At 70.4% G+C, this 19,924-nt stretch carries 24 protein-coding genes; 13 read left to right on the top strand and 11 right to left on the bottom strand.

The genetic code is table 11. The features are described from left to right. The first annotated feature begins 322 nt into the window (after positions 1 to 322). Positions 323 to 1,795 carry an MATE family efflux transporter gene (locus F6A08_RS01885; RefSeq protein WP_017203605.1) on the top strand — a complete coding sequence of 491 codons (1,473 nt, stop codon included), beginning with the start codon at positions 323 to 325 and terminating at the stop codon, positions 1,793 to 1,795. A 120-nt stretch (positions 1,796 to 1,915) separates the two neighbouring features. Beyond that, entirely contained in the window at positions 1,916 to 2,317 is a 402-nt protein-coding gene (locus F6A08_RS01890) for a hypothetical protein (RefSeq protein ID WP_151458447.1), read from the top strand. Between the two features lie 4 nt (positions 2,318 to 2,321). Here the strand turns inward: F6A08_RS01890 and F6A08_RS01895 are convergent, their stop codons facing one another. Together F6A08_RS01895 and F6A08_RS01900 are read right to left on the bottom strand one after the other, a co-directional pair. After that, positions 2,322 to 4,031 carry an AMP-binding protein gene (locus tag F6A08_RS01895; RefSeq protein ID WP_151458448.1) on the bottom strand — a complete coding sequence of 570 codons (1,710 nt, stop codon included), beginning with the start codon at positions 4,029 to 4,031 and terminating at the stop codon, positions 2,322 to 2,324. A 60-nt stretch (positions 4,032 to 4,091) separates the two neighbouring features. Next, positions 4,092 to 4,559, bottom strand: coding sequence for an Lrp/AsnC family transcriptional regulator (locus tag F6A08_RS01900; protein ID WP_017203602.1), 468 nt, complete (start codon positions 4,557 to 4,559; stop codon positions 4,092 to 4,094). Positions 4,560 to 4,671: 112 nt separating this feature from the next. Between F6A08_RS01900 and F6A08_RS01905 the strand changes: the two genes are divergently transcribed. Further along, the gene (locus tag F6A08_RS01905; protein WP_151458449.1) at positions 4,672 to 5,919 is read left to right on the top strand and encodes a trans-sulfuration enzyme family protein; all 1,248 of its coding nucleotides are present in this window, start codon (positions 4,672 to 4,674) and stop codon (positions 5,917 to 5,919) included. A 28-nt stretch (positions 5,920 to 5,947) separates the two neighbouring features. On the opposite strand, the gene F6A08_RS01910 is transcribed toward F6A08_RS01905, so the two are convergent. Continuing rightward, positions 5,948 to 6,415, bottom strand: a complete 468-nt coding sequence (locus tag F6A08_RS01910) for an acyl-CoA thioesterase (RefSeq protein WP_017203599.1) — start codon at positions 6,413 to 6,415, stop codon at positions 5,948 to 5,950. A gap of 158 nt (positions 6,416 to 6,573) precedes the next feature. Here F6A08_RS01910 and F6A08_RS01915 point away from each other — a divergent pair, with 158 nt between their 5' ends. Both F6A08_RS01915 and F6A08_RS01920 read left to right on the top strand, forming a co-directional pair. Next, positions 6,574 to 7,188 carry a ClpP family protease gene (locus tag F6A08_RS01915; protein WP_151458450.1) on the top strand — a complete coding sequence of 205 codons (615 nt, stop codon included), beginning with the start codon at positions 6,574 to 6,576 and terminating at the stop codon, positions 7,186 to 7,188. Next, positions 7,185 to 7,775: a ClpP family protease gene (locus tag F6A08_RS01920; RefSeq protein ID WP_124896674.1), complete on the top strand. Its 591-nt coding sequence runs from the start codon at positions 7,185 to 7,187 to the stop codon at positions 7,773 to 7,775. The genes F6A08_RS01915 and F6A08_RS01920 overlap by 4 nt, the downstream gene beginning before the upstream one ends. A gap of 170 nt (positions 7,776 to 7,945) precedes the next feature. Here the strand turns inward: F6A08_RS01920 and F6A08_RS01925 are convergent, their stop codons facing one another. The 4 genes from F6A08_RS01925 to F6A08_RS01940 form a co-directional block, all read right to left on the bottom strand. Beyond that, entirely contained in the window at positions 7,946 to 8,299 is a 354-nt protein-coding gene (locus F6A08_RS01925; protein ID WP_124896673.1) for a helix-turn-helix domain-containing protein, read from the bottom strand. Positions 8,300 to 8,399: 100 nt separating this feature from the next. Further along, complete coding sequence (locus tag F6A08_RS01930) at positions 8,400 to 8,873, bottom strand: MarR family winged helix-turn-helix transcriptional regulator (RefSeq protein WP_124896672.1); 474 nt, start codon at positions 8,871 to 8,873, stop codon at positions 8,400 to 8,402. 17 nt (positions 8,874 to 8,890) lie between these two features. Then, complete coding sequence (locus F6A08_RS01935; protein ID WP_151458451.1) at positions 8,891 to 9,550, bottom strand: GTP cyclohydrolase II; 660 nt, start codon at positions 9,548 to 9,550, stop codon at positions 8,891 to 8,893. Then, positions 9,547 to 10,470 carry a DMT family transporter gene (locus F6A08_RS01940; protein ID WP_017203593.1) on the bottom strand — a complete coding sequence of 308 codons (924 nt, stop codon included), beginning with the start codon at positions 10,468 to 10,470 and terminating at the stop codon, positions 9,547 to 9,549. The genes F6A08_RS01935 and F6A08_RS01940 overlap by 4 nt, the downstream gene beginning before the upstream one ends. A gap of 113 nt (positions 10,471 to 10,583) precedes the next feature. On the opposite strand from F6A08_RS01940, the gene F6A08_RS01945 reads away from it, so the two are divergent. After that, a complete protein-coding gene (locus F6A08_RS01945) occupies positions 10,584 to 11,423 on the top strand; it encodes a sulfurtransferase (protein WP_151458452.1) in 840 nt (279 codons plus the stop codon). 7 nt (positions 11,424 to 11,430) lie between these two features. Here F6A08_RS01945 and F6A08_RS01950 read toward each other — a convergent pair whose 3' ends face one another. Beyond that, positions 11,431 to 12,342 carry a hypothetical protein gene (locus F6A08_RS01950; protein WP_151458453.1) on the bottom strand — a complete coding sequence of 304 codons (912 nt, stop codon included), beginning with the start codon at positions 12,340 to 12,342 and terminating at the stop codon, positions 11,431 to 11,433. Positions 12,343 to 12,646: 304 nt separating this feature from the next. Here F6A08_RS01950 and F6A08_RS01955 point away from each other — a divergent pair, with 304 nt between their 5' ends. Genes F6A08_RS01955 through F6A08_RS01965 form a run of 3 tightly spaced genes read left to right on the top strand, consistent with a single transcriptional unit; the run spans position 12,647 to position 15,115 of the window. Then, entirely contained in the window at positions 12,647 to 13,297 is a 651-nt protein-coding gene (locus tag F6A08_RS01955; RefSeq protein ID WP_026049902.1) for a hypothetical protein, read from the top strand. After that, entirely contained in the window at positions 13,294 to 13,653 is a 360-nt protein-coding gene (locus F6A08_RS01960; RefSeq protein WP_017203589.1) for a hypothetical protein, read from the top strand. The genes F6A08_RS01955 and F6A08_RS01960 overlap by 4 nt, the downstream gene beginning before the upstream one ends. A gap of 28 nt (positions 13,654 to 13,681) precedes the next feature. Continuing rightward, the gene (locus tag F6A08_RS01965; protein WP_124896668.1) at positions 13,682 to 15,115 is read left to right on the top strand and encodes an MFS transporter; all 1,434 of its coding nucleotides are present in this window, start codon (positions 13,682 to 13,684) and stop codon (positions 15,113 to 15,115) included. 114 nt (positions 15,116 to 15,229) lie between these two features. On the opposite strand, the gene purB is transcribed toward F6A08_RS01965, so the two are convergent. Both purB and F6A08_RS01975 read right to left on the bottom strand, forming a co-directional pair. After that, the gene (gene purB / locus F6A08_RS01970; RefSeq protein ID WP_192576661.1) at positions 15,230 to 16,570 is read right to left on the bottom strand and encodes an adenylosuccinate lyase; all 1,341 of its coding nucleotides are present in this window, start codon (positions 16,568 to 16,570) and stop codon (positions 15,230 to 15,232) included. A 38-nt stretch (positions 16,571 to 16,608) separates the two neighbouring features. Next, positions 16,609 to 17,085: a low molecular weight protein-tyrosine-phosphatase gene (locus F6A08_RS01975; protein WP_241160622.1), complete on the bottom strand. Its 477-nt coding sequence runs from the start codon at positions 17,083 to 17,085 to the stop codon at positions 16,609 to 16,611. Positions 17,086 to 17,281: 196 nt separating this feature from the next. Here F6A08_RS01975 and F6A08_RS01980 point away from each other — a divergent pair, with 196 nt between their 5' ends. From F6A08_RS01980 to vapC, 4 genes are read left to right on the top strand one after another with little or no spacing between them, the layout of a single operon-like run. Next, positions 17,282 to 17,533, top strand: coding sequence for a hypothetical protein (locus tag F6A08_RS01980; RefSeq protein WP_151458455.1), 252 nt, complete (start codon positions 17,282 to 17,284; stop codon positions 17,531 to 17,533). A gap of 8 nt (positions 17,534 to 17,541) precedes the next feature. Further along, a complete protein-coding gene (locus tag F6A08_RS01985; protein ID WP_151458456.1) occupies positions 17,542 to 18,852 on the top strand; it encodes a hypothetical protein in 1,311 nt (436 codons plus the stop codon). Between the two features lie 38 nt (positions 18,853 to 18,890). Further along, a complete protein-coding gene (locus F6A08_RS01990) occupies positions 18,891 to 19,109 on the top strand; it encodes a type II toxin-antitoxin system VapB family antitoxin (RefSeq protein ID WP_151459077.1) in 219 nt (72 codons plus the stop codon). Continuing rightward, positions 19,106 to 19,507, top strand: coding sequence for a type II toxin-antitoxin system VapC family toxin (gene vapC, locus F6A08_RS01995; protein ID WP_192576662.1), 402 nt, complete (start codon positions 19,106 to 19,108; stop codon positions 19,505 to 19,507). Before F6A08_RS01990 ends, vapC begins: the two co-directional genes overlap by 4 nt. Here the strand turns inward: vapC and F6A08_RS02000 are convergent, their stop codons facing one another. After that, positions 19,508 to 19,912 (bottom strand): phage holin family protein, encoded by a 405-nt coding sequence (locus F6A08_RS02000; RefSeq protein WP_017203580.1) that lies wholly within the window; start codon positions 19,910 to 19,912, stop codon positions 19,508 to 19,510. It lies immediately after the preceding gene. Positions 19,913 to 19,924: the final 12 nt, after the last annotated feature.

Below are 19,924 nucleotides of genomic sequence, written 5' to 3' on the forward strand. Positions count from 1 at the left end.
TCCTTCGCTGTGCAATGGGTCGCCCGGGGCGTCGCCACCGGACTGGAATCCCGGCCATTCGGGACTCGCTCCGGATACTTTCCTTGAGTTCGAGTCTCGAAGTCAAGGGGTCGTGATGATTTCGTGATCCGGCGGTGCTTGCCGAGGATCCCGCGCGCCGGCGCCTTGCGAGGCCCGACCGCCAGGCCGCCGAGCGCTGCTTTCCCTTCGAGACTCGAAGTCAATATTCTGCGGAGCGATGGCTGGACTTCCGCCGTTCCGAATCGATTCGATAAGCTGGTCCCGCCTCGATCCATCCCCCAGTTCTGCGAGCCCCTCCTTCATGGCCACCTCCCTCACGACGGGCCGCCCGTGGCGCGTCATCCTCGCCTTCTCCATCCCGCTCCTCCTCGGCAACGTGGTGCAGCAGCTGTACCAGTTCGCCGATGCGATCGTGGTCGGCCGGCACCTCGGCGTCACCTCCCTCGCGGCCGTCGGCGCCACCGGCAGCCTGCTGTTCCTGCTGCTCGGATTCGCCTGGGGTCTGACCAGCGGCTTCGCGATCCCGATCGCCCAGGCCTTCGGCGCGCGCGACGACGCGGCCGTCCGCCGATCGGTCGCGACCGGCGTGCTGTTGAGCGGCATCACGAGCGTGATCCTCACCGTCGGCGCCCCGCTTCTGGCCGGTCCGATCCTCGCGCTGCTGCAGACGCCGCCGGAGCTCATGCCGGAGGCGACGATCTTCACGCAGATCAGCTTCCTCGGCGCCGGCGCGACGATGTTCTTCAACTACCTGTCCGCGATCATCCGCGCCATCGGCGACTCCAAGACCCCGCTGGTGTTCCTCACGGTCTCGTGCGTGCTGAACGTCGGACTCGTCGTGCTCCTGGTCGGCCCGTTCGCCTGGGGCGTCGCCGGAGCCGCGCTCGCCACGGTCGTCGCTCAGGCCGTCTCCGTGGTGCTGTGCCTGGAGTTCGTGCGCCGACGCCTGCCGATGCTGCACCTGCGCCGTGCGGACTGGCGCATCACCCGCGCCGACATCGCCGATCACCTGCGGCTCGGACTCCCGATGGGTTTCCAGGCGTCCATCATCGCGATCGGCACGCTCACGGTGCAGGTGGCCCTGAACACGCTCGGGGCCGATGCGGTCGCCGCGTACACGACGGCCTCGCGCGTGGACAGCCTCGCCGTGGCGCTGCTCTCCTCGCTCGGCCTCGCCGTGTCCATGTACGCCGCGCAGAACCACGGCGGCCGGCGCCCCGACCGCATCCGCCGCGGCGTCGTCGAGGCCACCTGGATGGCCATCGCCGCCGCGATCGTCCTCGGCGGGCTGCTCATCGCGTTCGGCGCTCCGATGGTGCGGCTGTTCGTCGGGGAGGGGTCGGACGACGTCGTCGACATGGCGCACCGGATGCTCATCATCAACGGCTGCGGCTACTGGGCGCTCGGCATGCTGTTCGTGCTGCGCGGCGCCCTGCAGGGACTCGGCCACACGCTCGTGCCCACCGTCACCGGCGTGATCGAGCTGGTCATGCGCGTGGGGGCCGCGATCGTGCTCGGCGCCTGGATCGGCTTCGACGGTGTCGCCCTCAGCAACCCGCTCGCCTGGGTGGGTGCGATCATCCTCCTCGTCCCCGCCTACGTCCGTGCGCACCGTGCGCTCGGGAAGCTCCCGGTCGACCCGGCGGAGGCGACCGAGACCTCCGCGATCGCGATCGTCGGCCCGACGGACGGCTCGATGGTCGTGGATGCCGTGATCACGCAGCCGGTGCGGGTCGTGCGGCCGCGCCGTCTGCGCTGGCTGACCCGGCGCTGATCGATCCGCACCCGCGATATCCGTCTGCAGGATGATGCGCATGGGACTTGAGACGGATGGGCTTTCGGGGACACACTTCTAGTGTCGAGGTAGCGGATGTTCCGCTGACGGGGGGTCGTCATGACGACAATGAGAGTGGCCAGCGAACTGGCCGCAGTGCTGGTGCCGATCGGTTACGCGGGAGCGGCGCTCGCCGCGATCTGCGCGATCGTCGCGGCGATCGCGATCATCCGAGGGGCCGGAGGGCTCACCGGAGGCGCGGTGGGGGTGTGGATCGTGTGCGCGCTGATGAGCGTCGTCGCCTCCTTCGCCCAGGTGTGGACGCCACTGATCCTGTCCGGCGCCGCGCTCGTGGCGATGCTGGTGATCGGCGGCGTCGTGCGCGGGATCATCAACGCCGGCGGGTTCGGCCGGCGCGAGCGCAAGGTGGCGGAGCCGCTGCCGCAGCCGGCCGTCGCCGCGTCCAAGCCCGCCGTCGCGCCCAAGTCTCCGGTGACGGCGTCCGTCGCGGTGGTGCGCTGAGGACTCAGCGGTAGTCGCGGTCCCGATGCTGCCCTGATTCGTCTCCCGCCACCACGCGGGCAGCCTCGCGCGCACGCAGCTCGACCCGGCGGATCTTCCCCGAGATGGTCTTCGGCAGTTCCGGGACGAACTCGATGATCCGCACCCACAGGTGCGACGACAGCCGATCGTGCGCATAGGAGAAGATCGCGCGCGCGGCCTCGGCCTCGGCGGCGCCCGCATCCGGGGTGAGGCACACGTACGCCTTCGGCACGGCCAGGCGCGTCGGGTCGGGGCTCGGGATCACGGCGGCCTCGATCACGAGGTCGTGCTCGAGCAGGACCGACTCCAGCTCGAACGGCGAGATCTTGTAGTCGGACGCCTTGAAGACGTCATCCGAACGTCCGACGTAGGTGAGGTAGCCCTCCGCATCGCGCACCGCGATGTCGCCGGTGTGGTGGTAGCCGCCCGTGCGCGACTCCGCGGTCTTGTCGGGGTCGTCGTAGTACCCCGCCATGAGCCCGAGCGGCGGCTCGGACAGATCGATAGCGATCTCGCCCTCCCCGTCGACGACCTCTCCCGTCGCGGGATCGAGCAGCACCACGGGATACCCGGGCAGCGGGCGCCCCATCGACCCGACCTTGACCGTCTGGCCCGGTGAATTGCCGATGCACGCGGTCATCTCGGTCTGCCCGAAACCGTCGCGGATGGTGCCGCCCCAGGCGTCGCGCACCCGGTCGATGACCTCGGGGTTGAGCGGCTCGCCGGCTCCCACCAGCTCGCGGGGAGGGTGCGTCAGACGCGTGAGGTCGGCCTGGATGAGCATGCGCCAGACGGTCGGCGGCGCGCAGAAGGTCGAGACGTGGTGGGTGTCCATCACCTGCATGAGCGCGTTCGCGTCGAAGCGCGCGTAGTTGTAGACGAACACCGTCGCCTCGGCCAGGAACGGCGAGTAGAAGCTCGACCACGCGTGCTTCGCCCAACCGGGGGAGGAGATGTTGAGGTGCACGTCGTCCGGGCGGACCCCGAGCCACCACATCGTCGACAGATGTCCGACCGGGTACGACACGTGCGTGTGCTGCACGAGCTTGGGACGGTTCGTGGTGCCCGAGGTGAAGTACAGCAGCGCGGTGTCGGACGCCGGCGTGGGGCCGTCCGGCTCGAAGCCCGCCGGGGCCTGGGGCGACTCGTCGAAGCGGGCCCAGCCGGCGGGCACGGCCTCTCCGACGCCGATGCGCAGGATCGCTCGGTCCAGGCCGTCGATGCGGTCGGCCAGAGCACCCAGCGTGACCACGGCGCGTGCGCGTCCGTGCTCGACGCGGTAGGCGAGGTCCGCCGCCGACAGGAGAGTCGAGGTGGGGATCGACACCGCCCCGAGCTTCGTGATCGCCAGCATCACCTCCCACAGCTCGATCGTGTTGTTCAGCATCACGATCACATGGTCCCCGCGCCGGATGCCGAGGCTGCGCAGCCACGTGGCGACCTGGTCGGACCGCGCGGACAGTTCGCCGTAGGTCCACGACCGCAGGCTCAGGTCGGCCTCGACGATCTGCACGGCCGGACGATCAGGATTCTCGGCCGCGACGACGTCGAACCACTCGAGGGCGAAGTTGAACTCGTCGACGCGGGGCCAGGCGAATCCGGCGCGGGCCGCGTCGTAGTCGGTCGCGTTCGCGAAGAGGAAGTCCCGCATCTCGCGGATCGCGTGCGTGGCGGTGGTGGCGCTGCGGCTCATGGTGCTCCTTTGCTCCCGGACATCCTGTCCCATCCTTGCACCGCCCGCCCGCGGGGCGGGTCAGCGGGGGAGGAGGCCGGTGCCGTCGCGGAGCTCGAACACGAGCTGGGTCTCGGTTCCGCGCACCACCGGGTGGATCGTGATGTGCTCGAGCACGATGTCGCGGAGCGCCGTCGCATCCTGCACGGCCACGTGCACGAGGAAGTCATCCACTCCGGCGACGTGGAACACCTGCAGCACCCTCGGGATGCCGGCCAGCGCGTCGAACAGGGCGGTGACCTTGGGGCCGGTGTGGTTCGCCAGACGCACCTTGATGATCGCCTGCAGCGGGTAGCCGAGGGCGGCCTCGTCGACGCGGATCCGGGTGTCGCGGATCACGCCGCGCTCCCGGAGGGCCCGCACGCGGTGGGCGCAGGTGGACTCGGCGAGCCCCAGCCGATGAGCCAGCGCCTTGTTCGTGGTCTCCGCGTCGCGCGTCAGGACCGCGAGGAGCTCCAGGTCGATCTCATCGAGTTGTGGTTTCGCCAACGTGGTGCTCCTTCGCCGCCCAGATGCTGCACAGAATAGCGTTTCCGCGCGATCTCGCGGCGACTTCTGTCGAAGACCTGCACCAAAACCGTGATTCCGGCAACGTGGAGGCATGACTGCATCGCTGCATCCCGACACCGTGGCCGTCCACGGCGGACGTTCCGACCTCGCAGGTCTCGGAGTCCACGCGCTGCCGATCGACCTCTCCACGACGAACCCTCTGCCGGACATCGAGCGGGGCGGGGACTCCTATGAGGCGATGGCCACGGGCGGACGCCCTCCCGCCGACGGCAGCATGGTCTACGCGCGGCTGTGGAACCCGACGGTCGCCCGCTTCGAGGAGGCGCTCGCCGAGCTGGAGCACGCGCAGGCCGCTGTCGCCTTCGCCTCCGGCATGGCGGCCATGACCGCGGTCATCCTCGCCCACACCGGTGCGACCGGGGCACGGCACGTCGTCGCCGTGCGTCCGCTCTACGGCGGCACCGATCATCTGCTCGGCTCGGGCCTGCTCGGCGTGGAGACGACGTACTGCCACCCCGACGAGGTCGCCCTGTCGCTGCGCCCGGACACCGGACTGGTCGTCGTCGAGACGCCGGCGAACCCGACCCTCGACATCGCGGACATCGCGGACATCGTGCGACAGGCGGGCGCGGTCCCCGTGGTGGTGGACAACACCTTCGCGACACCCGTGCTGCAGAATCCGATCGATCTCGGAGCGGCCATGTCGCTGCACAGCGCCACGAAGTACCTCGGCGGACACGGCGACGTGATCGCGGGAGTCGTCGCGTGCGGCGAGCACACCGCGGAGGCGCTGCGCCGTGTTCGCGCGGTGACCGGAGGTCTGCTGCATCCGCTCGGCGCCTACCTGCTGCACCGCGGACTCACGACTCTGCCCGTGCGCGTGCGTCATCAGCAGGAGAGCGCCCGTCGCATCGTGCAATGGCTCATCGACCGCCCGGAGGTCGCTGAGGTCTTCTACCCCGGCCTGGACGACGACCCGCGCGGCATCCTCGAACGGCAGATGCGCGGCACCGGGGCGATGATCGCGATGCGCATGCGGGGCGGATTCGCGGCCGCGTCGACTGTGACGTCGGCGACGCGACTGTTCACCCACGCCGTGTCGCTCGGCGGCGTGGACTCGCTGATCCAGCACCCTGCGGCGCTCACCCACCGGCCGGTGCCGCCCGAGGCGCGTCCGGCCGCCGACGTGCTGCGCCTGTCGATCGGCCTGGAAGACGTCGACGACCTCATCGCCGACCTCGCGCAGGCCTTCGCCGCGGCGGCGGGCGATGCCGACGCCGGGCACTCCGAACCGGTCACTCCTTCAGCGAGCGCACTTCGGGGGGCCGTTCGCTCCTGAGGGGGTGGCCAGGGCGTCGGAGCGGGCGTCAGGGCAGCCGGATCGTCCCGGTCGCGATGCGCTCGGTCGGCATCCGGTCGCGGTCATAGGTGATCTCGCTGTACCCGTGCGGGGTGGGCTTCCCCGATTCGTCGAGGCTCACGAACACGATCTTCTCGATCGTGAGGATGCGCCGACGCGTGATCATGTTGCGCGCCACCGCCCGCATCGTCAGCGACGTGGTGCCGAAGTGCGTGGCCTGGAGACCGAGCTCGATCAGGTCGCCCTGCACCGCGGACGCCTCGAAGTTGATCTCGGAGATGTGCTTGGTCACGGCCCGGTAGTTGCCGAGCTGCACGATCGCGTAGATCGCCGCCTCTTCGTCGATCCACTTCAGCAGGCTCCCGCCGAACAGCGATCCGTTCGCGTTCAGATCCTCCGGACGCACCCATTTGCGCGTGCGGAAGTTGATCCCGTCCTCCGACCAGTGCCATGCCGGTGCCTTCTGCTTCGCCATGAGCAGGAGCGTAGGACGCGCGTGAGTCCGCGATGTTACGGCCCGTTTTCGCGAAGATGAGCGGATGCCGCGCTGCCCGCGGGGGTGCTCCGCTCACGGCAGAGCCGCCCACGGCAGAATCCGTGCCCGGCCGGCGGACGACAGCGGAGGCTGGGGGCATGAGCGAAGACAACCCCATTCCCCAGTTCGGCCCCGAGGCCCGGCGTGCGCTGTTCCACGAGCGGGTGCTCGTGCTCGACGGCGCGCTCGACGACGACAACGGCACGCTGCTGATGACGCAGCTGCTCACGCTGTCGTCCGAGGACCCCGTCGCCGACATCGCCCTCTGGATCCACTCTCCTGGCGGCTCCGTGCCGTCGATGCTGGCGATCCGCGACCTCATGCGACTCGTCCCGAACGATGTGTCGACGCTGGCCCTCGGACTCGCCTGCAGCGCAGGGCAGTTCCTCCTCTCGGCCGGCGCCCCGGGAAAGCGGCGCGCCCTCCCGCACGCGCGCATCCTCATGCATCAGGGCTCGGCGGGCATCGGCGGTTCGGCCGTGGAGATCGAGGGTCAGGCCGACGACCTGCGACACATGCGCGACACCGTGCTCGGGCTCATCTCCGACGACACGGGACAGCCGATCGATCGGATCTTCGAGGACTCGCTGCACGACCGCTGGTACACCGCCCCGCAGGCGCAGGAGTACGGGTTCATCGATGAGATCGTCACCTCGATCGGCGACGTGATGCCGCGACGACGGGCACGAGTAGGACTGGGGGCGGGCGCATGAGCAGCTACACGATCCCGAACGTCATCGCGCAGCATCCGCGCGGAGAGCGCGTCATGGACGTGTACTCGCACCTGCTCGCCGAGCGCGTCATCTACCTCGGAACCGGGATCGACGCTGGCGTCGCGAACGCGCTGATCGCGCAGCTGTTGCACCTCGATGCCGACAGTCCGGAATCCGGCGTGCAGTTCTACATCAACAGCGAGGGCGGCGACCCCGGAGCGGCGCTGGCGATCTACGACACGATGCAGCACATCCGCCCCGCCGTCGCGACGACCTGCGTCGGTCAGGCGATCGGTCCCGCCGCGCTGCTCGTCGCCGCGGGCGCACCGGGGGAGCGTGCGGCCCTCGCCCACGCGCGCATCGTCCTGCATCAGCCGGCGGGACAGTCGCGCGGGGCAATCCCCGACCTCATCCTGGCGGCGGACGAGGTCGTGCGGGTGCGCTCCGACATGGAGGAGATCCTCGCCAGGCACAGCGGTCGCACGGTCGCCGAGCTCCGCGCCGACACCGACCGCGACCGGGTCTTCACCGCATCCGCCGCCCTCGACTACGGCCTGATCGACACCGTGCTGGGCCCCCGCACCTGACCCCCGGACGGATGTCGGGCCCGCATTCCGGACGGATGTCGGGCCCGCATTCCGGACGGATGTCGGGCCGTTGGACGGATGTCGGACGGATGCGGCCGTTCTCGTCCGACGCCCGTCCATCCGTCCGACATCCGTGCAAGGGCGCGGGGCACGGTGGGGTGCGGCGGGGGTCAGGCGGCGAGGGTGAAGGCGCCGCGCGCGGCGGACACGACCGCGGATGCGGGTGTCGATGCAGCGCGCAGCTCATCGGCGACGGCGCTCGTGAGCTCGATCAGGCTGGTGTCCAGGGCCCCGGCGATCGCGGCGATCATCTCGCTCGAGGGCTCCTTGCGGCCGCGCTCGACCTCGGAGAGGTACTGCGGCGAGACGCCGGCCTTCTCCGCGGTCTCGGTGAGCGTCTCCTCGCGGTCGTGCCGTCGGCGCCGCAGCTGTTCGCCCAGCAGGTGGCGCCAGAGCGGTTCCGGGTCGCTCTGCCGCGGAGGGGCGGGGCGGGGTGCGCGGGAGATCGGGACGATGTCGGCCATGCCTCACGATAGGCCGGGCGCTTCGACCGGATCGAGCGGTTCTGCTCAGAGCAGAACGCCCCGGGGCGGAGTCCGCCGGTCCCGCGGATCACGGCGACGCCTAGAGCGCCGCCGTCACGCCGGGCAGCAGCTTGCCGAGGATCGACGCGAGCTGCTCCCGCTCCTCCGGGCTGAGGGGGTCGAGGACCAGCTCGCGCACCTGCTCCACGTGCACGGGCGCGGCGGTGCGCAGCATCTCGCGCCCCTCCGGAGTGAGCGCGGCGGACAGGGTGCGCTTGTCGGTGCTGCAGGAGGTGCGCTCGACCCAGCCGCGCTCCTCCAGCGAGTCCAGCGCATGGCTCAGCCGCGACCGGCTCAGCCCGGCGATCCTGGCGAGCTCCGTCATCGTCACCGCTCCGTCGCCCCGCCCGGCCAGCGTGACCAGGATCGCGTAGCGGGCGTGATTGAGCCCGACCTCCTCCTTGAGGGTGCGATCGAGCACCTGGGGCAGCAGCTGCACGAACCGGATCACCGGGAGCCAGGTGTCCATCTCGGTGTCGTCGAGCCGGCGCGGATGCCGCTGCTCCGCCGTCATGGTTCCCTCCTCGAGTGTCACGCCGCGGACAGGTCGAGCGTGTGCGCCGTGTGGTCCCGCTTCGCTTCCAGGTACCGTGTGTTGGCCGCGGAGAGGTGCACCTCGGTGCGCACGCGCTCCGTCACGCGGATGCCGAGCGTCTCGAGCTGCACGGCCTTGTCGGGGTTGTTGCTCAGCAGGCGGATGCCGTCGACGCCGAGCGCCCGCAGCATCTGTGCCGCGACCGTGTAGTCGCGCTCGTCCTCGCCGTGACCGAGCGCGACATTCGCCTCGTAGGTGTCGAGGCCGGCATCCTGCAGGGCGTAGGCGTCGAGCTTCGCGTACAGGCCGATGCCGCGACCCTCCTGACGCAGGTAGAGCAGGAACCCGCCGTCCTCGGCGATGCGCTCGACCGCCTCGCGCAGCTGCGGACCGCAGTCGCAGCGCTCGGATCCGAAAACGTCGCCCGTGAGGCACTCGCTGTGCGGACGCACCAGAGGATCCTCGCCGCCGTCGTTCGCGCGCTCGAGGGCGCCCCGCCAATCGCCGAGTCCGAGCAGCAGGTGCTCGCGTCCGTCGACGAGCCCGTCGAAGGTGACCACATCGGCCGTGGTGGTGAAGCCGTCGCCGAAGCGCAGGGGCACCCGGACGCGCGTGCGTTCCGTGGCGACCGGAACGACGGTTGAAGTTTCAATCATGTCGGGTGCAACGCGCGATCCGGCGGAGTATTCCCGTCATCCCTCGACCTCTTGCGCACGAGACGGAGTTCGCTCGCGAGGATGCCGAGCACGACGAGCGCGCCGCCGAGCAGCGCCGTCGCCGGCAGACGCTCTCCGGCGATGCGCCCGATGACGCCCGCCCAGACCGGCTCGCCCGCATAGATCACGGTCGCCCGCGTCGGAGAGACCGACTTCTGCGCCCAGTTCATCGTCAGCTGGATGAGGCAGCTCGCCGCTCCCAGCCCCACCGCACAGCCGACCCAGATCCACGAGAACTCCGGAACGCCCTCGCCGACCACGGGCATCGTCAGCAGCCCCAGCACACCTGCGGTGAGCAGTTGGATGACGGTGATGCGGCCGAGATCGATCCGTCCGGCGAAGACGCTGATCAGGATGATCTCGGCGGCGATCGGGAGGGTGCTGATCATCGTGGCGATCTCGCCCGCGCCCAGCGAGAGCGCGAACGCGTCAGGGCCGGCGATCAGCAGCAGCCCCACGAAGGCGAGACCGGCGCCGACGAAGGCCATGACCGGAGGGCGACGGCGGAACACCGCCCACTGCGCGAGTGGCACCAGGGGGACGTACATCGCGGTGATGAACGCGGAGGTGCTGCTGTCGATCGTCTGCAGCCCCAGTGTCTGCAGGCCGTAGCCGAGGTAGATCATCACGCCGATCGCGACACCTGCGCCGATGTCCCGCCAGCGGATGCCGCGCAGCACGCGTCGGAAGATCACCACGCTGATCGCCCCGGCCACGAGGAAGCGGATGCCGACGAAGAACCACGGACCGGAGTGCTGCATCGCCCAGTGCACCAGGAGGAACGTGCTTCCCCAGACGGCGGTGATCGCGAGGAGGGCGGCCTCCTGCGGGCGCAGGCGCATCCAACGAAGCGAGGCCATGTCGCCCCTTTCCTCGCGCTGCCGGATCGAGCCTAGTCGGCTGCGCACCCCGAACGTGACGGGAGAAGACGGGTCGGCATCGGCGGTCGCGTGCGAGTCGGTAGCCTCGCATCATGAGCGACTTCGTGAGTGCCGTCGAGCTGAAGGACCTGCTGGACGGGGGAGCCCCGGTGCGCGTGATCGACGTGCGCTGGCGGCTGGACCGGCCGGAAGCGGGACACGCGGACTACCGGACGGGGCACATCCCCGGGGCGGTGTTCGCCTCGCTCGACACCGAGCTCTCGACGCACGGCGAGCCGTCGGAGGGGCGGCATCCGCTCCCCTCGACGGCCACGCTGCAGGCAGCAGCGCGGCGATGGGGTCTGCGCACCGGGGACACGGTGGTCGCATACGACGACGCCAAGGGCCTGGCTGCGGCGCGGGCGTGGTGGCTGCTGCGTCAGGCGGGCGTGGACGTGCGGGTGCTCGACGGCGGACTCCGCGGATGGAAGGCCGCCGGGTTCGAGGTCGCGACCGATGAGGTGTCCGCTGAGCCGGGTGACGTCGTGCTCGAGGAGATCGGCGCGGACGCGCTGTCGATCGACGAGGCGGCGGCCTTCCCGGAGGTCGGCGTGCTGCTCGACGTGCGCGCTCCGGAGCGCTACCGCGGGGAGACGGAGCCCCTCGATCCCGTGGCCGGGCACATCCCCGGTGCCCGCAACCTCCCGTCCATGCTGCACCTCGACGCCGACGGCCGGATCCTCGACCGCGAGACGGTGCTCGGAACCCTCGCGGCGGCTGGGGTGACGCCGGGGACGCCCGTCGCGGCGTACTGCGGCTCCGGGGTGACGGCCGCCCACACGGCGCTCGTGCTGCACGAGGTCGGCATCGAGGCGAAGGTGTTCCCCGGGTCGTGGAGCCAGTGGTCGAACACCCCCGGCCGGCCGGTCGCGACCGGCGAACAGCCCGGCTGAGCTTCCGTCACTCGCGCGGGCCGTACCCCCAGTGCAGCCCCAGGGCGCCGGGGCCGAAAGCCCGCCGCACGAGGTGCACCGACGTGCCGCCGGTGAGCTCGATCGGGGTGATCGTGATCCCTTCGGGCGTCTCCACATGCTCCTCGCACCAGTCGGGCACCGCATCGGGGTGGAAGCGGGTCCACACCAGCAGCTCCCGGCACTTCTGGGCCAGTGCGTGCCCGGTGTCGCGGGTCGCCGGATAGTCCGGCGGATACTCGACCGACCACTCGACGACCGCGGTGTCCGGCGCCGTCAGCGGTCGGTCGAGTTCGAACAGCGCGCCGTGCACCTCCCCGTCCGGATGCGAGTACCGCGCGGCGATGCGCCCGCCGGACACGGCGCTCAGCAGCGGGGGCGGTGTCGGGACGCCCGGGTTGATCTCCAGGAACGGGATCGAGGTGATGGTGCCGACGGTGGACTGCACGATGCTGCGCGTGATGGTGAAGAAGACGCTGCCGTCGGGGCCGACATCCGTCACCGAATGCGTGGTGAGCTCGCGGGACGTGTCGGGGTAGGGGGCGCCGAGCGCGCGGAACGCCTCGATGACGGCGCGCTCCAGTTCCTCCTCGTCGAGCGGGAACTGATTGGGACCGAGGGGTCCGGTGCGGTTGGTCGAGCGCAGCAGTCGGGTCAGCGCGCCGTCCGCGAGTTCCAGGAGCTGTTCGATGTCCGCCAGCGCCGCCATCGACTGGGCGCCCTCCGGGCGGCGGGCACCCGAGCGCCAGTAGCTGAGCGTCGCCATCGAGACCCGATTACCCCGGGCTTTGAGCTGCCGCTGCAGCCAGGACAGGGTCACATCCCTGGCGTTGACGGCGTCCCGCAGCGCTGCGGCGAAGGCCTCCGACCCGGGTCTGCGTGCATCGTGCTCGTAACTCATCACAGCCCCCGTCCGGTATGTGAAGCACACCGCCCTAAAATCAGCATAAGACCGCACGCGCGTACCTCAGGGGACCGGGTGAGCATGTGGGGTCACATGGCCGTCTTCGCGGGGAGGGTGCCCGTCCCTGCGATCGACCGGCCTGACGCAGTGATGCCCCCCTTGCTGCGTATGTCGTGAAGCCCGGCAATCGATCTGGGGAGATCCGCCGGGCTTCACGAATCCTCCCGCCCGCGGCTCCGGCTCTTGGCCGTCGCGGCCCCGCGTAGACTGGGAGGAACTTCCCGGAGGACTCTGGACCGTCATGTCTGCCCCTGCTCGCGCATTCACCATGCGCCACGTGCAATTGCTGCGCGCTCTGTTCGCGGCGATCGCCGCGCTCATGATCACGTTCTCGTCCGACCACTCCGCCGCCGTGGGGCTGTCGGTCTTCAGCGGATTCGTCTTCGTCTCGGCGCTCGCGCACGTGCTGGCGGCGTGGCTGGTGCTGCCGGCCGGCTCGCGCTGGTCCTCGATCCTCCTCGCCGCTGTCGGCGTCGTCGCCGGAATGGCGAGCGGGATCCCGGCCTGGCGCTCGGACGACCTGTTCTTCATCGTCGTCTCCGGATGGGCGCTGATCAGCGGCGGCATCGAGCTGCTCGCCGGGATCCGTGCACGCCGCACAGGCGACCTCCTGGCGCGGGACGCGATCACCGTCGGTGCGCTCGGCATCCTGCTCGCCGTCGTGCTGCTGTTGATCCCGGCCGGCTTCCTGCAGGAGTACACGATCGAGAAGGCAGGGACGTTCCTGCTGTCCGGCATCATCCTGGGAGTCGGCATGTTCGGCGGATACGCGGCTATCGTCGCGGTCTTCCTCGGGATCGCCGGACTGACCCCGAAGCGGGTGGATGCCGACGCCGTGGCGTCCGACCCGGATCACAGTGCTGCGCCCGCGGAGCACGGAGGAGAGCGATGAGCGACGAGAAGCCCACCCGTCGGGACATCCTGCGTCCCCTGCACCTGCTCGGCATCGCGCTCGGCTGCGGCGTCTTCGCCATGGTCGTCACCCTCGTCTCGACGGGCGCGTTCACGGCGCGCGTGAACACGGCGATCGCGAACGGCACCTACGACGGGCTCACCCCGTTCGCACTGGGTCTGGTCGTCGGCGGCGGCGCGTTCATCGCCACCCTGCTGATCCTCGCGATGCTGATGCTCGCCGTCGATCCCGCCGACGTGACCAAGACGATCGACCGCCCTGTGCTGTTCGACGCCGAGGACGACGCCGACGAGCCCGACTCCGACGCGCCGGGTCGCCCTCGTCCCTCGGAATAGACGCGCGCGTCCTGGGCTTGACCCTGGAGTGACTGCCTCCGTCGACCGCGCCTCCATCGGACTCCGCTCCGAGCGCGGACCCATCCTCGGCGCGCTCATGCTCGCCACAGGACTCATCGCGATCGATGCCACGATCCTGGCGACGGCGGTCCCGAGCATCGTCCGCGACCTCGGCAGCTACCAGCAGTTCCCGTGGCTGTTCTCGGTGTACCTCCTGGCGCAGGCCGTGAGCGTGCCCATCTACTCCCGGTTCGCGGACACGGTGGGCCGCAAGCCGATCATCCTGCTCGGCATCGCGCTGTTCCTGCTCGGGTCCATCCTCTGCGGGTTCGCCTGGAGCATGCCCGCGCTGATCGTGTTCCGCATCATCCAGGGCATCGGCGCCGGTGCCGTCGCGCCGATGTCGATGACCATCGTCGGCGACATCTACACGGTCGCCGAACGCGCCAAGGTGCAGGGGTACGTCGCGAGCGTCTGGGCCATCTCCTCGGTCGTGGGCCCTGCGCTCGGCGGCATCTTCGCCCAGCTCGACGCCTGGCGGTGGATCTTCTGGATCAACATCCCGTTGTGTCTGATCGCCGGATGGATGCTGCTGCGCACCTACACCGAGCAGAAGCAGACCCAGAAGCACAGCATCGATTACGGCGGAGCGGTGCTGCTCACCATCGGGCTCACGGCCCTCATCCTCGGCATGCTGGAGGGCGGGAACGCCTGGGCGTGGCTGTCCGCCCAGAGCGCGCTCTGCTTCGGGATCGGCGTGCTCGCGCTGCTGGCCTTCGGGTTCGTGGAGCGCCGCGTCGCCGAGCCGATCGTCGACCTGCGGCTCGTGACCCGGCGGCTCATCCTCACGACCACGATCGTGTCGCTCGGCATCGGTGCGCTGATGCTCGGGGTGACGAGCTTCGCCCCGGCCTACCTCGAGGGATCCATCGGCATCGCTCCGCTGCTGTCGGGTCTCGCGGTCGCGGCCCTGACCCTCGGCTGGCCGCTCGCCGCCGCGAACGCCGGACGCCTGTACCTGCGCATCGGCTTCCGTCGCACGACCCTGATCGGCATGAGCATCACCACGGTCGCGGCCATCGCGCTCGCCGCCGTCGCCTCCTGGCCGAACCCGTTCGTGGTCGCCGGCATCGCGTTCCTCCTGGGCTTCGGCCTCGGGTGGAGCGCTGCGCCCACCCTCATCGCCGCCCAGGCCTCGGTCGGCTGGGGGGAGCGCGGTGCCGTGACGGGGATGAACGCCTTCGCCCGGTCGGCGGGAAGCGCTGTGGGCGTCGCGATCTTCGGCGCGATCTCGAACGCCGTCATCGCCCGGGGTGCGGGTCCCGACGATCCGGCCACGATCACGCACGCCTCGTTCTGGGTGTTCGTCGCGGTCGCCGTGACCGCCGTCCTCACGCTCCTGGCAGCGTCGTTCATGCCGAAGGACAGGGTCGAGGAGCACTCCGGCGAGTCCGCTCCGTAGCTCGTCCGGTTCGCAGGCTCAGCGGCGTCGAGTGCACGGGAACTCGCCGAGCGCACGGGAACCGCGCGTGGACAAGCCGTGCACTCGACGCCGAGCCGCGCGCTCACGCGGGGGTCAGCGGGCGAGGCGTTCCGCGATGCCGGTGTACGTCGCGGGGGTCAGCGACAGTAGGCGCTGCTTGGCGGCGTCGCCGATCTCGAGGCCCTGCACGAACGCGGCGAGGTCGGCGGCACCGACCCGGTGTCCGCGGGTGAGCTCCTTGAGGAGCGCGTACGGGTCGGTGATCGAGGAACGTCCGGCGACGACCTCGGCGCGGATGACCGTCTGGATCGCCTCGGCGAGCACCTCCCAGTTCACGTCGAGGTCGGCGAGCAGCACGTCGCGCGACAGCGAAATCGCGTTCAGGCCGCGGCGCAGGTTGTCCAGTGCGAGCAGCGAGTGCCCGAACGCGACGCCGATGTTGCGCTGCGTGGTGGAGTCGGTGAGGTCGCGCTGCAGGCGGCTGGTGACGAGCGTCTGGCCGAGCGAGGCGAGCAGGGCGCCCGAGATCTCGAGGTTGGCCTCGGCGTTCTCGAAGCGGATCGGGTTGATCTTGTGCGGCATCGTCGACGAGCCGGTGGCCCCGGCGACCGGGATCTGGGCGAAGTAGCCGAGCGAGATGTACGTCCAGATGTCGGTGGCGAGGTTGTGCAGGATGCCGCCCGCGTGACGCACGCGGTCGTAGAGCTCGACCTGCCAGTCGTGCGACTCGATCTGGGTGGTGAGGATGTTGAAGCCGAGCCCCAGCCCCTCGATGTACTCGCGCGCGATGGTCGGCCAGTCGGCGTCGGGGTCGGCCGCGAGGTGAGCGGACCAGGTGCCCGTCGCGCCGGAGAACTTCGCGAGGTACTCGGATCCCGCGATCTGGGCGCGCACGCGCTCGAGGCGCCACGCGAACACCGCGAGCTCCTTGCCCATGGTGGTGGGCGTCGCGGGCTGGCCGTGCGTACGGGAGAGCATCGCGGCGTCGGCGTGCTCCGCCGCGAGCTCGCGCAGCTTCCCGATCACGGTGTCGAGGGCCGGAAGCCAGACCTCCTCCACCGCACGCTTGACGGTGAGGGCGTAGGACGCGGAGTTGATGTCCTCGCTCGTCGCGGCGAAGTGCGTGAGCTCGGCAATGCGGTCGAGTCCGAGCGTCGCGAGCCGGTCGCGCACGAGGTACTCGATCGCCTTGACGTCGTGCTGCGTGACGGCTTCCTTCTCGGCGAGCCAGTCGATCTCGGCCTGACCGAAGTCGCGGTACAGCGCGCGCAGGCGCTCCTTCTCGTCGTCGGACAGCGGCGAGGTCTCGAACAGCGAGCGGTCGGTGAGCGCGATCAGCCACTCCACCTCGACCTCGACCCTGGCGCGGTTCAGGCCCGCTTCGGAGAGGAAGTCGGCGAGTCCGGTGACGGCGCCGCGGTAGCGACCGTCCAAGGGGCTCAGGGGCTGGGGCGGGAGCGAGGGCTGGAAAGTCAGGGGAGTCCTCCTGATGAGGCCCCGAAGGTCCGGGGCGTGCGGGGCTGGCGCAGTGCGGGTTCGAGCTGGCGGAACAGGCCGCGAGTCGCCGTCTCGATCATACCGAGCACCGAATCGAACATGTCGGCGCCCGCGTAGTACGGGTCGGGCACATCGTGGGAGGACGCGTTCGGATCGAACGCGAGCAGCAGCGTGACCTTGCCCTCCTCGTCCTCATCGCGGGCCCACTCGCGGAGGATGCGCTCGTGCGTCCGGTCGAGGGCCACGACGAGGTCGTTCTCCGCGAACGACGATGCCGTGAACTGCCGCGCGCGATGCTGGCTGCCGTCGTATCCACGGCGGGCCAGCGAGTCGATCGTCCGGTGATCGGCGCGCTCGCCGAGGTGCCAGTCACCGGTTCCGGCGCTGCGGGAGACGATGCGCGGCCCGAGCCCCTGCCGCTCGGCGAGGTCGCGGAAGACCACCTCTGCCATGGGAGAGCGGCAGATGTTCCCCGTGCAGACGAAGATCACGCGGAAGGGATCCGGGGATGTCACAGATCCATTCTGCCCGCCCTCGGCGCTCCTGCCCAGCGGGAGTCGTCCTGCACACCCCGAGCAGCTCCCGGGCTGTGCACCGTTCGCGCGGGAGGCGCCCGACGGTGCACCGCCGCTCTCAGATGCTGGAGCGATGTACACCTTCGCGCACGCGCAGCCCGTCGCCTCCGCCGAGCAGTGGGTCCCGATCGCGGTCCGCCGCGAGCTCGCCAAGGCGATCACCCTGATGGAGGATGCGGGGGCCGAACTCGTCGCGCTCGCAGCGGATGCGGCGTGGGAGTCCGACGGCTTCCGCGCGCTGCAGGAACTGCTCTCGCGTCTGCGCGACGACACCGGCGCCGAGGTCGGCGAGCTCGCCGTGCGCGAGTGGGAGCTGGGCGGATGAGCGGGGGGATGCCGGCGTTCCGCGGAGTGCCGCCGTCCGGAGAGCTGCGTGTCGATCACGGCGGAGCGATCGCCGTCGACACCGCGCAGCTGCGGGAGATCGGTCGCAGGATCGCACAGGCCGCGGGGCTGTATCGCACCGCGCGGGAGTCCCTCGGCCGCGCGTCGGTGCTGATCTCGGCCGAGCCGGCGGCCTGTCCGCAGATCGACGTCGGGGCGCTGCGCCGGAGCCGCGATCGGCTGGGAGAGCTGGGCGATGAGCTCGAGAACGCGGCCACCGGGACCCTCGTGATGGCGGACGCCTACGAGGTGGTCGAGCTGCGGGCGCGGGCGAAGGCGCTCGCCCTCACGGACGAGGCCGCCGCGGCGGCCGCGCAGGCCCGTCTCGAGCGGCTCCTGCGCGAGGACGAGCGGGTCGGCACGATGGCGGACCGGCTGGTGGCGGGATGGGAGGAACGACGCTTCGACGGACTGGGGGATCAGTACGACCTCGCGGGCGTGCTCCCGCCGCTGTTCCTGAGCGGCGCCCTCATCGGACTCGGCACGGGGCTGGGCAAGGTGCTGCCCGGAAGACCGCTGCAGGGTGCCGGCGATCCCGTCCGCGTGACCGCCGTCGCGACGTCGACCCCGAGCCACGGACCGAAGAGCCTCTCCGGGGCACTGGGGCGGATGCCGTCCGGCAGGGCGCAGGTCGCGGTGGAGAAGTACACGATGCCGGGCGGCGAGAGCCGGTACGTGGCCTATGTGAAGGGGACGCAGGAGTCCGCGCCGTGGCGGGCTGGCGGCGCGGAACCGTGGGACATGAAGTCGAACACCGAGCTCTACCAGGGGCGCCGGTCGGCGTCGTACCGGGCGACGCTGGACGCGCTCGCCGCGGCCGGCGTGCGGGCCGGCGACCGGGTGGACGTGGTCGCGCATTCGCAGGGCGGGATGATCGCCGCACGGCTCGCCATGGAGGGAGACGTCGACGTGGCGATGCAGATCACGGCGGGGAGTCCGCAGGAGCCGACCCTCACCGACGACCAGACCCTCATCCAGCTCCGGCACAGCGACGACGTGGTCTCGGCGCTCGCGGCCGGGGGCTCCGCCGAGGGCACGGGATCACCATTCAGCTTCACGGCCAGCCGCGTCGGGGACCCGCACGACGGCTTCCAGGATCTGACGCTCGGGACGCACGGGCTGGAGAGCTATCGCGAGACCGCGGCGCTGGTCGATGCCTCCGACGACCCGCGCGCCGAGGCGCTCGATGGGTACTGGGCCGAGCTCGCCGACGCCGTCCGGGTCGAGCGCACCGAGTTCCGCGCGGAGCGGACGCCGTGACCCCGCCGACAGGTGTAGCAGAGGTGTACCGTTGGTGTATGGCCCGCACCAACATCGACATCGACGACGATCTCGTGCGTGAGGTCATGCGGCGCTACGACCTCTCCTCGAAGAAGGAGGCCGTCGACCTCGCCCTGCGCCGCCTGGTCGGCGTCCCGCTCACCCAGGACTTCCTGCGGGGGCTCCGCGGCTCGGGATGGAGCGGCGACCTCGACGCGATGCGTGACGACCCGCCGGCGCCATGGGGGCGCGAGTGATCCTCGTCGACTCATCCGCATGGATCGCCTATCTCCGGGGCGACGACTCGCCCGTCGTGGAACGGCTGGACGCGCTGATCGTGGCCGACGCGGAACTGGCGATCACGGAGCCCGTGATCATGGAGCTGTTGGCCGGCGCACGCACTCCCGGAGAGCGGTCGAGGGTCGAGGCGCTCGCGAACGGCCTGCGTCTGGTGCCACTGGACCCGATGAACGACTTCCGGGATGCCGCCGACCTCTACCGTGCCTCGGCTGTCAACGGTCACCCGATCCGCAGCATGGTCGACTGCCTGATCGCGGCGGTCGCGATCAGGCGCGATGTGGTGCTCCTGCACCAGGATCGCGACTTCGGCTACCTCTCGGAGATCAGCCCGCTGCGCGTCGACACAGGGCGTTGATCAGTCGCGGCGGGAGCGCTTGTTCTGCGGGCGGAGGATGAACCCGAAGATGCCGTTGATGATCGAGATGATGAGCGCCGCCAGCACGCCCCACCAGAACGAGCCGACCGAGAGCCCCCAGCCGAAGCCGCTCGTGATCCAGGCCGTCAGCCACAGCAGGAAGCCGTTGATCAGGAAGCCGATCAGTCCGAACGTGATGATGTAGAGCGGGAACGCGACGATCTTCACCACGGTGCCGATGATCGTGTTGACGAGCGCGAAGATCGCCGCCACCGCGAGCAGGGTCAGGACCAGCTGCAGCGTCTCGCCCGGGGGGAACGCCCGGATGGTGACCTGCAGGGCGGGGATCAGCGTGACGACCCAGATGGCGAACGCGTTGACGATGACGCGGATGATGAAGCGCATAGTCCGACCAGT

It is taken from the genome of Microbacterium algeriense, assembly GCF_008868005.1.
Classification (GTDB): domain Bacteria; phylum Actinomycetota; class Actinomycetes; order Actinomycetales; family Microbacteriaceae; genus Microbacterium; species Microbacterium algeriense.